The sequence below is a fragment of the Pseudomonas sp. CH235 genome (assembly GCF_004368175.1).
GTDB lineage: Bacteria > Pseudomonadota > Gammaproteobacteria > Pseudomonadales > Pseudomonadaceae > Aquipseudomonas > Aquipseudomonas paraglycinae.
Genome location: NZ_RRZJ01000006.1, coordinates 186,574 through 198,784, shown reverse-complemented (window position 1 = coordinate 198,784; position 12,211 = coordinate 186,574). Strand labels below are relative to the sequence as shown.

The 12,211-nt window shown below is 61.5% G+C and carries 12 protein-coding genes; 6 read left to right on the top strand and 6 right to left on the bottom strand.

Translation table 11 applies throughout. The annotated features are described in order from the left end of the window. Nucleotides 1-27 precede the first annotated feature (27 nt). Entirely contained in the window at nucleotides 28-795 is a 768-nt protein-coding gene (locus EIY71_RS09395) for a TerC family protein (protein WP_085748031.1), read from the bottom strand. Between the two features lie 71 nt (nucleotides 796-866). After that, nucleotides 867-2,174: a CitMHS family transporter gene (locus EIY71_RS09390; protein ID WP_007954069.1), complete on the bottom strand. Its 1,308-nt coding sequence runs from the start codon at nucleotides 2,172-2,174 to the stop codon at nucleotides 867-869. 323 nt (nucleotides 2,175-2,497) lie between these two features. Here EIY71_RS09390 and EIY71_RS09385 point away from each other — a divergent pair, with 323 nt between their 5' ends. Continuing rightward, complete coding sequence (locus tag EIY71_RS09385; RefSeq protein ID WP_085748030.1) at nucleotides 2,498-2,899, top strand: GFA family protein; 402 nt, start codon at nucleotides 2,498-2,500, stop codon at nucleotides 2,897-2,899. Here EIY71_RS09385 and EIY71_RS09380 read toward each other — a convergent pair whose 3' ends face one another. Continuing rightward, nucleotides 2,900-3,226: a DOPA 4,5-dioxygenase family protein gene (locus tag EIY71_RS09380; RefSeq protein ID WP_085748029.1), complete on the bottom strand. Its 327-nt coding sequence runs from the start codon at nucleotides 3,224-3,226 to the stop codon at nucleotides 2,900-2,902. It abuts the gene before it with no gap. A gap of 84 nt (nucleotides 3,227-3,310) precedes the next feature. On the opposite strand from EIY71_RS09380, the gene EIY71_RS09375 reads away from it, so the two are divergent. Next, the gene (locus EIY71_RS09375; RefSeq protein WP_134021514.1) at nucleotides 3,311-3,970 is read left to right on the top strand and encodes an NAD(P)-dependent oxidoreductase; all 660 of its coding nucleotides are present in this window, start codon (nucleotides 3,311-3,313) and stop codon (nucleotides 3,968-3,970) included. Nucleotides 3,971-3,974: 4 nt separating this feature from the next. Here EIY71_RS09375 and EIY71_RS09370 read toward each other — a convergent pair whose 3' ends face one another. Continuing rightward, nucleotides 3,975-4,925, bottom strand: a complete 951-nt coding sequence (locus EIY71_RS09370; protein ID WP_085748027.1) for a LysR family transcriptional regulator — start codon at nucleotides 4,923-4,925, stop codon at nucleotides 3,975-3,977. Nucleotides 4,926-5,039: 114 nt separating this feature from the next. On the opposite strand from EIY71_RS09370, the gene betC reads away from it, so the two are divergent. From betC to EIY71_RS09355, 3 genes are all read left to right on the top strand, one after another. Then, the gene (betC, locus tag EIY71_RS09365; RefSeq protein ID WP_102688223.1) at nucleotides 5,040-6,554 is read left to right on the top strand and encodes a choline-sulfatase; all 1,515 of its coding nucleotides are present in this window, start codon (nucleotides 5,040-5,042) and stop codon (nucleotides 6,552-6,554) included. Between the two features lie 16 nt (nucleotides 6,555-6,570). Continuing rightward, nucleotides 6,571-7,488 carry a choline ABC transporter substrate-binding protein gene (gene choX / locus EIY71_RS09360; RefSeq protein WP_102688222.1) on the top strand — a complete coding sequence of 306 codons (918 nt, stop codon included), beginning with the start codon at nucleotides 6,571-6,573 and terminating at the stop codon, nucleotides 7,486-7,488. Between the two features lie 268 nt (nucleotides 7,489-7,756). Next, nucleotides 7,757-9,325, top strand: coding sequence for a SulP family inorganic anion transporter (locus tag EIY71_RS09355; RefSeq protein ID WP_134021511.1), 1,569 nt, complete (start codon nucleotides 7,757-7,759; stop codon nucleotides 9,323-9,325). 7 nt (nucleotides 9,326-9,332) lie between these two features. Here the strand turns inward: EIY71_RS09355 and aroE are convergent, their stop codons facing one another. Together aroE and hemF are read right to left on the bottom strand one after the other, a co-directional pair. Next, nucleotides 9,333-10,154, bottom strand: coding sequence for a shikimate dehydrogenase (gene aroE, locus EIY71_RS09350; protein WP_134021508.1), 822 nt, complete (start codon nucleotides 10,152-10,154; stop codon nucleotides 9,333-9,335). Between the two features lie 9 nt (nucleotides 10,155-10,163). Beyond that, complete coding sequence (gene hemF / locus EIY71_RS09345) at nucleotides 10,164-11,078, bottom strand: oxygen-dependent coproporphyrinogen oxidase (protein WP_102687947.1); 915 nt, start codon at nucleotides 11,076-11,078, stop codon at nucleotides 10,164-10,166. Between the two features lie 147 nt (nucleotides 11,079-11,225). Between hemF and EIY71_RS09340 the strand changes: the two genes are divergently transcribed. Further along, the gene (locus tag EIY71_RS09340) at nucleotides 11,226-12,203 is read left to right on the top strand and encodes an NADPH:quinone reductase (protein ID WP_102687897.1); all 978 of its coding nucleotides are present in this window, start codon (nucleotides 11,226-11,228) and stop codon (nucleotides 12,201-12,203) included. The last annotated feature ends 8 nt before the right edge of the window (nucleotides 12,204-12,211 follow it).

Here is a 12,211-nt window from a genome sequence, read left to right as displayed (position 1 = left end):
CCTTTGATCTGTTGCGCAGCGTTCGGGTTACTGACCCGGAATATCCTTGCGCAGTTTCACCGGATCCTGCTGTTTGCGTTTTTTCGCAATGGCGGTGCGCATCTTGATGTTGATCGCTTCGACCGCCAGCGAGAACGCCATGGCGAAGTAGACGTAGCCTTTCGGTACGTGCACGTCGAACGATTCGGCAATCAGCACGGTGCCGACCACCAGCAGGAACGACAGCGCGAGCATTTTCAGCGACGGGTGCTTGTCGATGAACTCGCTGATCTTGCCCGAGGCCAGCATCATCACCAGCACGGCCACGATGATCGCCGCAACCATGACCGGAACGTGGGACACCATGCCGACGGCGGTGATCACCGAGTCCAGCGAGAACACGATGTCGATGATCGCGATCTGGATGATGGTGTAGAGGAAATTGCCGCCCTTGCCCGAAGGCTCGTCGCCGCTCTCATCTTCACCTTCCAGCGCGTGGTACATCTCCTGGGAGCTTTTCCACAGCAGGAACAGGCCACCGAAGAACAGGATCAGGTCGCGACCGGAAATGCCCTGGCCGAACACTTCGAACAGGTCGGCGGTGAGGCGCATGACCCAGGTGATCGACAGCAGCAACAGGATCCGCGTGATCATGGCCAGGCCAAGACCGAAGATCCGGGTGCGCTGCTGCATGTGTTTGGGCATGCGGCTGACCAGGATCGAAATCATGATGATGTTATCGATGCCCAGAACGATTTCCAGGGCGGTCAGGGTGAAGAAGGCAACCCAGATCTCAGGGTTGGTCAGCCATTCCATGTGTATTCCTTTGAGCGAGTGTTAAACCAGGACGCCAGCAATCAGCTGGCGTCCTGGTGAGTTTGGTGCCGTTACAACGTGCTGAACAGCGGGAAAGTCCCCAACAGCAAGGCTGCGACCAGTATGCACAGGCAGACCAGCACTGCCCACTTCAGGGTGAAACGCTGATGATCGCCGAACTCGATCCCCGCCAGTGCGACCAGCAGGTATGTCGACGGCACCAGTGGGCTCAGCAGGTGAACCGGCTGACCGACGATCGAGGCACGGGCCATTTCCACCGCGGTGATGCCGTAATGGCTGGCCGCTTCGGACAACACCGGCAACACACCGTAGTAGAACGCATCGTTCGACATGAAGAACGTGAACGGCATGCTCACCAGCGCCGTGATCACCGCCAGGTACGGGCCGAGGAAATCAGGGATCACCGCCAGCAGGCTTTTCGACATCGCATCGACCATGCCGGTGCCCGACAGGATACCGGTGAAAATGCCTGCCGCGAAGATCAGACTGACCACCGACAGCACGCTGCCGGCGTGGGCGGCGACGCGATCCTTCTGCATTTGCAGGCAAGGGTAGTTGACGATCATGGCAATACTGAACGCCACCATGAACAGCACCGGCAGCGGCAACAGGCCGGCGATCAGAGTGCACATCAGGGCCAGGGTCAGCAGGCCGTTGAACCAGATCAGTTTCGGACGGCGGGCATCCGGGAATTGCGAAACGCTGATTTCGCTGTGATCGATTTCGTCGCCGATCAGGTGCAGCTCGCCCAGACGCGCACGCTCACGTTTGCCGTAGAAGTAGGCAATGATCAGGATCGCCACCACACCGGCAGCCATCGCCGGGATCATCGGTACGAAAATGTCCGACGGGTCCACGTGCAGCGCACTGGCGGCACGGGCGGTCGGGCCACCCCATGGGGTCATGTTCATCACGCCGCCGGCGAGGATGATCAGACCGGCCATGATCCGCGGGCTCATGCCGATGCGGCTGTACAGCGGCAGCATGGCGGCCACGCAGATCATGTAAGTGGTCGCGCCGTCACCATCGAGGGAAACGACGAGCGCCAGTACGGCGGTGCCGACCGAAACTTTCAGCGGGTCGCCCTTGACCAGTTTGAGGATCTTGCGCACGGCCGGGTCGAACAGGCCGGAGTCGATCATCAGGGCGAAATACAGAATCGCGAACATCAGCATCACGCCGGTCGGCGCAAGCTTGGTAATACCTTCGAGCATCATCGGGCCGATCTTCGGCGCAAAGCCACCGAACAAAGCGAACAGGATCGGGATGATGATCAGAGCGATCAGCGCAGACAGGCGCTTGGTCATGATCAGGAACATGAACGTGATGACCATGGCGAAGCCAAGGAAAGTCAGCATGGGAATACTCCAGGCGTAGCGCGGCTAGGTAAGTGAGCGGATCGGCGGGATCAGCGCAGAACGGGAAGCACGAGGCGTACGGGCGGAGTTGCAGCGAGGAGGCGGGTTACAGAGGACATCAGAATCACCATTGTTGTTGTTAATTGGGCCTGTCGTGCGAGCAATCACACGCGTTGGCCAACCGGTCTGTTGCCGGCAGTGGGGGCGATCCTAATCGGGGAACCTTTCAGCTACCTTTCGCGCAAGAAAGCTTTGGGCGAACGGCCAACCGGCCGTCGGATGCGGGCTAGAGTCAATGAACACGGGAAGCGGAGGGCAGGGCGATGACTGAGTTGCACGGCGGTGGCTGCCATTGCGGACATATCCGCTATCAGTTCAGCGGCGCGTTGCAGGACATCGCCCACTGTCATTGTTCGATCTGTCGAAAGGTCAGCGGTGGCATCGTCACTACCTGGATCACGCTGCCGGCGGCGAACTTCCAGTGGCTGGCGGGGACGCCTTCGCGCTATGACTCATCGACCAGTTGCGCCCGGTTCTTCTGTCCGAACTGCGGCGCACAACTGGCGCTGGTAACGTTGCTCAGTCCCGAGAGCATCGATCTGACGATTGCCACACTGGATCACCCGGAGCAGGCCGCCGCCGAGCGGCATATCTGGACCGACAGCCAGTTGCCGTGGCTGCACCTGGACGAGCATTTGCCGGGCGAGCCCGAAGAAACCATCTGATTAAAAAACAGACAGATCCAGCGGCCGCATCGCGCCCATCCAGATCGCGTGTTCGGTGTGATCGAGCAAGTCATCGCCGGTGTCCGGGTGCAGGAACACCACCAAACCCTTGCGATTGAGCGCCAGCCACGGCAGCACGTCGCCGATCAGCTCCGGGCCGAAGGCCAACTGGCAGCTCCAGTCCGGGTGCGGGCCGATCGGACGTTCATGCACGCGGCCCATCTTCAATGGGAATAATTGCGCGGCCTGCTCACACAGCGCCCGCGCCTGTTCGATCGTGCTGGCGTCGTAATAAACATGGGCGTGATAACCCTTGATCGTCTGCATCGCAAACCCTCTGAATCGGTTCGAACCCTCGGCGTTGCCCGTATGTCACACGCCATACAAGGGAAAACAAAAGGGACCTCAGCCATGAAAAATGCCGAAACCCCGGCGGTGAAAGTGGTGCTCTATGGTGCCATGAGTAGCCTGGGCAGTGCGTTGATGGCTGAACTGCTGCGTCGCCAGCACGAAGTCATCGCGATCCTCGACGATCTGACGGCGCTCGCGCCACGGCCGGGGCTGCGCACCAAAAGCGGCGATCTGCTCGATGCCGAGCGGGTCAACCAGAGTGTCGCCGGCAGCTCGGTAGTGATCTGCCTGCTGAATGCGCCGGGCTTGCCGCTGATCAGCGATCATGTCGAGAAATCCGTGGTGCTGGGGCCGGTGGAACAGGTGCTGGCGGTGGATGCGCTGATCGACGGACTGCAGGCGGCGAACGTCTCGCGGCTGTTTGTCATCGGCGAATTCGAAGCCCTGGACGACCCGGAAAACGCAGACCCATTGCAACGCCACGCCGCCGAAGAAGTGCGCGAAGCCCTGCAAAGCAGCCCGCTGCACTGGACGCTGGTGAACGCACCGCGCAGCGTCGCCGGGCTGACGATCGAGCATTTCAATCAGGTCGGCCGCACGCTCGAACCGGGTCTGGCCGAACCGCTGGAGCGCCTGAACCGGGTGGCGGTGGGCATTGCCGATGAGCTGCGGCTGAATTTGCATCTGCGCCAGCACGTGGATTTTGTCGCCGCCTCTTGATCCGTTACACCGCAATCGACGGCAGCGCCAGCCCGGCCAGGGATTCGGCGCTGCTCGCCTGTTCAGCCATCAGCCAATCCACGAACGTCTGGATCAACGCGCCCCGGCGTTTGCGCTGCGGCAGCACCACGTAATAACCGAGGCGCGACAGGGTGGTTTCGGCGATCGGCCGGCACAGCAGACCCTGGGTAAGCAAGTTATCCACAAGGTGCCGCCAGCCGATCGCCACACCCTGACCGCCAATCGCGGCTTGAATCAACAAGGTGTAATTGTCGAAGCGCAGCTGGCCCGGGGCTGGCGGCGTGCTGATGTTCAGTGCGCGGAAGAGACCGCTCCAATCGAACCAGTTACTGCTGTTTTCCCCGCGCAGGTGCAGCAGCGGAAACTCCATCAATGCCTGGGCCGGCAAGGGCAGGGGGCGATCCTTGAGCAGTTGCGGGCTGCACACCGGAAACACTTCTTCGCTGAACAACCAGTGACTTTCGCCCTGTTTGAAGCGACCGTCGCCGAACAGAACGGCAACGTCGATATCCGGACGCAGCATGTTGTGATTGCGTTCGCTGGTGACCAGGCTCACGTCCACCTGTGGATTAGCTTCATGGAAGCGGTGCAGACGCGGCATCAGCCAATACGCGGCGAAAGCGAAATCGGTGGCGACCTGCAGCACTTCATGTTGCTGTTGCGTGCTGATCGCGCTCAATCCTGCGTCGATATTCTGCAAACCGAGGGTAACCTGCTCGAACAGGATCGAGCCGACCTCGGTCAGTTCGATGCCCCGGTAGATGCGATCGAACAGTCGCGTTCCGAGCTGTTCCTCCAGCCGTTTGATCTGCTGACTGATCGCCGGTTGCGTCGTGCCGAGCTCCACCGCCGCAGCGGTAAAACTGCGATGACGGGCCGCCGCCTCGAAGGCGCGCAACAGGTCCAGCGACAAAACACCGAGGGCTTCATACATAAGCTGTGCTTATCCTAGTCATTGTCCGGCGCGGGCTTTACCGGATATTGCGGGGAATCCATGCTCGATCGCAGCAATGTCGCATAAATATTCACTATGGAATGCCGCGATCACATGAAGCGCAAGAACATTCTTTTCATCATGGCCGATCAAATGGCCGCGCCAATGTTGCCGTTCTACGGCCCGTCGCCGATCAAACTGCCGAATCTCAGCCGCCTCGCCGAACAAGGCGTGGTGTTCGATGCCGCCTACTGCAACAGCCCGCTGTGCGCGCCTTCGCGCTTCACCCTGGTCAGCGGCCAGTTGCCGAGCAAGATCGGCGCCTACGACAACGCCGCCGATTTCCCCGCCGACATTCCCACTTACGCGCATTACCTGCGCCGCCTCGGTTATCGCACCGCGCTGTCGGGCAAGATGCATTTCTGCGGCCCCGATCAACTGCACGGTTACGAAGAGCGCCTGACCAGTGACATTTATCCGGCCGACTACGGCTGGGCGGTGAATTGGGACGAGCCCGACGTGCGGCCGAGCTGGTATCACAACATGTCTTCGGTGTTGCAGGCCGGGCCGTGCGTGCGTACCAACCAGCTCGATTTCGATGAAGAGGTGGTGTTCAGGGCTCAGCAATACCTGTTCGACCATATCCGCGAGGACGGCGATCAGCCGTTCTGCCTGACCGTGTCGATGACTCACCCTCACGATCCGTACACGATTCCCAAGGCGTTCTGGGATTTGTACGACGATGCGAATATCCCGCTTCCGACGACGCCGGATCAGCATTCACTCGATCCGCACTCCCAGCGTTTGCTCAAGGTCTACGACCTGTGGGACAAGCCGCTGCCTGTGGATAAAATCCGCGACGCACGCCGCGCGTACTTCGGTGCATGCAGTTATATCGACGCCAACGTCGGCAAACTTCTGCAAACCCTCGAAGATTGTGGGCTGACGGACGACACCGTCATCGTGTTCTCCGGCGACCATGGCGACATGCTGGGAGAGAAGGGCCTCTGGTACAAAATGCACTGGTACGAAATGGCCGCTCGAGTGCCCCTGTTGATAAGTGCACCCGGTCAGTTCAAATCGGGCCGTGTCAGCTCTGCCGTCTCCACCGCCGACCTGTTGCCGACCTTCGTCGAACTGGCCGGCGGCAGCCTGGAACCAAGTCTGCCGCTCGATGGCCGTTCGTTGGTGCCACATCTGCAAGGGCAGGGCGGTCACGACGAGGTATTCGGCGAATACATGGCCGAAGGCACTGTCAGTCCGCTGATGATGATCCGCCGTGGCGCCTTCAAATTTATCTACAGCGAAACCGACCCTTGCCTACTCTTCGATGTGGACAACGATCCGCGCGAGCAGGAAGAACTCAGCCAATCACCGCAACATCGCCAGCTTTTCGACGATTTTCTTGCTGAAGCACGGGCCAAGTGGGACATCCCGGCGATCCACCGTGAAGTCCTCGAAAGCCAGCGTCGCCGGCGCTTCGTCTCCGAGGCGCTGACGATCGGCAAGCTGAAGAGCTGGGATCACCAGCCGCTGGTGGACGCCAGTCAGCAGTACATGCGCAACCACATCGACCTCGATGACCTGGAGCGCAAGGCCCGTTATCCACAACCCTGCCAAAACCAATAACGTTAAGGGGAAGTCCATGGTCAAGTTATCCACAGTCGTGACGGTCAGTCTGCTGGCACTGGGCAGCGCATCCGCGTTCGCCGAGAGCTGCGACACGGTGAAAATGGCCGACCCCGGCTGGAGCGACATCGCCGCGACCAACGCCATCACCGGGTTTCTGCTGGATGGCATGGGCTACAAGGCCAAGGTCGACACCCTCGCGGTGCCGATCACCTTTGGCGGCTTGAAGGATGGCCAGGTTGACGTGTTCCTCGGCAACTGGATGCCGGCGCAGCAGGGCTTCTACGACAAGTTCGTGGCCACCGGTGACGTCACCCAACTGGCGAAGAATCTCGACGGCACCGAATTCACCCTGGCCGTGCCGGATTACGTGTGGGATGCGGGTGTGCATAACTTTGCCGACCTGAATAAGTACGCCGATAAATTCGAGAAGAAGATCTACGGCATTGGCTCCGGTGCGCCGGCGAATATCTCGCTGCAGGAGATCATCAAGAAGAACGACTTCGACCTGGGCCAGTGGAAGCTGATCGAGTCCAGCGAACAGGCGATGCTGGCCGAAGTCTCGCGAGCGGTGAAGAAGCAGAAATTCGTCACCTTCCTCGGCTGGACCCCGCACCCGATGAACGTGCAGCTGAAAATGCATTACCTCAAGGGCGGCGAGAAGTACTTCGGCGACACGGGTAGCGTCTACACCCTGACCCGCAAGGGCTACGCCGAGGCCTGTCCGAATGTGGGTAAATTGCTGACCAATCTTTCGTTCACTCAGGAGATGGAGAACAGCATCATGGCCGAGGTGGTGAACAAGAAGGTCAGTAATGCGGAGGCGGTGAAGGCGTGGATCAAGGCGAATCCGGCGGTGTTGGACAAGTGGCTTGATGGGGTGAAAACGGTGGATGGCAAAGATGCATTGGCGGCGGTTAAAGCGAAGCTTTGATCGCGGTGTGCTGAAGGTCTGAGTTCGCTTTAGATCTTTTCCCCCCTCACCCCAACCCTCTCCCCCCAAGGGGGGCGAGGGGGAAAGGGAGCTGACCGTCGTTGGTTTCAGAAACTGAGTTCGACTGAAGACGTTCAGGTCGATGGATTTCGAACAGACACCTCGGTAAGTTCCCTCTCCCTCCGGGAGAGGGTTAGGGTGAGGGGGCTGTTCCTGATTGACACCCTGATACCCTTCACACACCACCCATCCCAAACCGAGAGGATCCATGGCCCTCCCCAGCCGTCGCTCACTTTTCCCCTTCCTGACCTGGCTGCCCCGGCAGACCCGCACCAGCGTCGGGCGGGATCTGGTCGTCGGCCTCAGCGGGGCGATTCTCGCGTTGCCCCAGTCGATTGCCTACGCCCTGATCGCCGGTCTCCCAGCGGAATACGGGCTCTATGCCGCCATCGTCCCGGTGTTGATCGCCTGCCTGTGGGGCTCGTCGTGGCATCTGATCTGCGGGCCGACGGCAGCGATTTCGATTGTGCTGTTCGCCAGTGTCAGTCCGTTGGCCGTGCCTGCGTCACAGGACTACATCACCCTGATCCTGCTGCTGACCTTCCTTGCCGGGATTTTCCAGTGGCTGCTCGGCCTGTTGCGCTTCGGCGCGCTGGTGAATTTCGTCTCACATTCCGTAGTGCTGGGTTTCACCCTAGGCGCTGCGGTGGTGATTGCCATCGGTCAATTGCCGAACCTGCTGGGGCTCGATCTGCCGGCCAAGGCCACGGCGCTGGCCAGCCTGATGGATCTGCTGCGCCATCTCGGGGCGGTGGATCAACCGTCGCTGGTTCTTGGTGTGGCGACGGTGGTGGTCGGTGCGTTGCTCAAACAATGGCTGCCGCGCTGGCCGACGCTGTTGATGACCTTGGTCCTCGGCAGTCTGGTGGTGTGGCTGTGGCCGGCGATGTTCGGCCATGTTCAACTGGTCAGCGCGTTTGTCGGGCGCTTGCCGCCGTTCAGTGGATTGCCGCTGGATATGGACCTGATCCTGCGCCTGCTGCCCAGCGCCGTGGCGGTGGGCATGCTCGGGCTGGTCACCAGCCTGTCGATTGCCCGTTCAATTTCCGCACGCTCGCAACAGCTGCTCGACGCCAACCAGGAAGTCCGCGCCCAGGGTCTTTCGAACATTGTGGGGGCGTTCTTTTCGGGATCGTTGTCCGCCGGCTCGTTCACCCGTTCCGGGCTGAGTTATGAGGCCGGGGCCTGCTCGCCGCTGGCCGGGGTGTTTTCGGCGTTGTGGGTGGCGTTGTTCGCGATCTTCGGTGCCGGGCTGATCGCGCACATTCCGATTCCGGCCATGGCCGGCAGCATTCTGCTGATCGCCTGGGGACTGGTGGATCATCGCGGCATTCGCGCGTTGCTGCGGGTCAGCCGGGCGGAATTTGTGGTGATGAGCCTGACCTGCGTCGCCACGTTGCTGCTGGAATTGCAGACGGCGATCTATGCCGGCGTGCTGGCCTCGTTGTTTTTCTACCTCAAGCGCACTTCGCAGCCGAGGGTGCAGCATTGGCGCGATGGTGAAGACGATGTGTTGCGGGTCGGCGGGTCAATCTTTTTCGGCGCGAGCCACTACCTGCAAGTACGCCTGCAACGGATGCATGGCGCGCGGGTGGTGATCGAGGCGCAGCAGATCAACTTCATCGACTATTCAGGCGTGGAAATGCTCCATCAGGAAGCCCGGCGGCTTCTGCGCCAGGATCGCAGCCTGACCTTGCGTCAGGCGCGACCGCAGGTGGTGGAGGAGTTGCGCAAACTCGAAGGGCCGGAGAAATGCCCGATCCGGTTCGAGGACTGAGGGCGCCTTACAGCGCCAACTGCCGACGCAATTCCGCCAGAACCGGCGCAGTGTCCGGACGCACACCGCGCCACAGGAAGAACGCTTCGGCAGCCTGTTCGGCCAGCATGCCCAAGCCGTCCATCACCACGCCTGCGCCATGCTCGCAGGCCCAGCGGCAGAACGCGGTCGGTTCCTTGCCGTACATCATGTCGTAGCACAGCGTCTTGCCGGGCTCGATCAGGCTTGGGGCAATCGGCGGCACGTCGCCGGTGAGGCTGGCGGAGGTGGCGTTGATGATCACGTCCACCGGCTCGCGCAACCAGTCGTAACCACTGGCCGACACCGGTCCCAAATCACAGAACAGTTCGGCCAGCAGCTCGGCCTTGTCCACCGTGCGGTTGGCGATGATCACCGAGGCCGGTTTCTCCGCCAGCAACGGCTCCAGCGCACCGCGCACTGCGCCACCGGCGCCGAGCAGCAGAATGCGTTTGCCGGTGAGGCTGAACCCGGCGTTGACCGTCAGATCCCGCACCAGACCGGCGCCGTCGGTGTTATCGCCGAGCAGGCTGCCGTCGGCCAGTTTGCTCAGGGTGTTCACCGCACCCGCGCGTTCGGCGCGGGCGGTCAGGCTGTTGGCCAGGCGATAAGCATCTTCCTTGAACGGTACGGTCACGTTGGCGCCGCGACCTTCCTGGAAAAACGCCGTTGCGCAGCCGGAAAAATCGTCGAGCGGCGCCAGCAGGGTGCTGTAGTCGAGGCTTTGCCCGGTTTGTTCGGCGAACAGTTTGTGAATCATCGGCGACTTGCTGTGGCCGATCGGGTTACCGAAAACGACGTAACGATCCATCGGAAATCCTCAGGCCTGGGCCAGCCAGTCGCGATCTTGCAGGAAGTACTCGGTCAGGCGCGCTTCTTCGCTGCCCGGCTCGGCTTTCCAGTCGTAGGCCCAGCGCACTTGCGGCGGCAGCGACATCAGGATCGACTCGGTGCGCCCGCCCGATTGCAGGCCGAACAGGGTGCCACGGTCGTAAACCAGGTTGAACTCGACATAACGGCCGCGACGGAATTCCTGGAACTCGCGCTGCTTGGCGGTGAACGCATCGTTCTTGCGTCGCTGCACGATCGGCAGATAAGCGTCGATGTACGCATCGCCGATGGCGCGCATGAAGGCGAAACTGGTGTCGAAGTCCCACTCGTTCAGGTCATCGAAGAACAGGCCACCGATGCCGCGCGGCTCGTGGCGATGCTTGATGTGGAAGTAGGTGTCGCACCAGGCCTTGTAGCGCGGGTAGACGTCCGGGCCGAACGGCGCGCAGGCCTGTTCGGCGACGCGGTGCCAGTGGATGCAGTCTTCTTCGTTGCCGTAGTACGGGGTCAGGTCGAAGCCACCGCCGAACCACCAGACCGGTTCTTCACCTTCCTTCTCGGCGATGAAAAAACGTACGTTGGCGTGGGACGTCGGCACATGCGGGTTGTGCGGATGGATCACCAGCGACACGCCAAGGGCTTCGAAACCACGCCCGGCCAGTTCCGGCCGATGGGCGCTGGCAGACGGTGGCAGGCCACTGCCGAAGACGTGGGAAAAGTTGACGCCGCCCTTTTCGATCACCGTGCCGTTCTCGATCACCCGGGTCCGACCGCCACCGCCGGCCGGACGGGTCCAGGCGTCTTCGACGAAGCGCGTGCCGCCGTCTTCAATTTCCAGCGCGGCGCAGATGCGGTCTTGCAGGTCGAGCAGATAGGCCTTTACGGCATCGGTGCGGGTCGTCATGGCTTCACCTTGGATCGGGCGGAACTGCGCGGCGCCCCGCGCAAATGGGCGCGTAGCATACCATCGCAAACCGGCACGCCGCAGTTGACGAAGATCAAGCATGAGCGTTCGATAGGGACCTTCCCAAATGACCCAAGGAGTAGGCAGATGGCCAAGCGAATCCAGTTCCGCGCCCACGGCGGCCCCGAAGTGCTCGAGTACGTTGACTATCAACCCGCCGAACCCGGTCCGCAGCAGGTTCGCGTGAGCAACAAGGCCATCGGCCTGAACTTCATCGACACCTACTACCGCAGCGGTCTTTACTCGCCACCGACCTTGCCGTCGGGTGTGGGTGCGGAAGGCGCCGGTATCGTCGAGGCCGTGGGCAGCGAGGTCACCCGGTTCAAGGTCGGTGACCGTGTGGCGTACGGCAGCGGCCCGTTGGGCGCGTACAGCGACGTCCACGTCTTGCCGGAAGCGAATCTGGTGCACCTGCCGGACGCCATCAGCTTCGAAACCGCCGCCGGCGTGATGCTCAAGGGCCTGACCGTGCAGTACCTGCTGCGCCAGACCTACGAACTCAAGGGTGGTGAAACCATTCTGTTCCACGCAGCGGCCGGGGGCGTCGGTTTGCTCGCCTGCCAATGGGCCAGAGCCCTGGGCGTGAAGCTGATCGGCACCGTCAGCTCGAAAGCCAAAGCCGATCTCGCCAAGGCCCATGGCGCCTGGGAAACCATCGACTACAGCCACGAAAACGTCGCCCAGCGCGTGTTGGAATTGACCGACGGGAAAAAAGTCCCGGTGGTCTACGACGGCGTCGGCAAGGACACCTGGCCGGCTTCGCTGGACAGCGTGGCGCCCCGTGGCCTGCTGGTGAGCTTCGGCAATGCGTCGGGCGCGGTTGACGGCGTGAATCTGGGGATTCTGGCGGCGAAAGGCTCGCTGTACGTCACCCGGCCAACTCTGGCGACCTACGCCAACAACGCCGAAAACCTGCAGCGCATGGCCGACGAGCTGTTCGGGATGATCACCAGCGACAAGCTGAAAGTGGATATCAGCCAGCGCTATCCACTGGCTGACGCGGCGAAAGCCCAGACCGAACTGTCGGCGCGGCGCACCACGGGCTCGACTGTCCTGCTGCCCTGACCACCGAT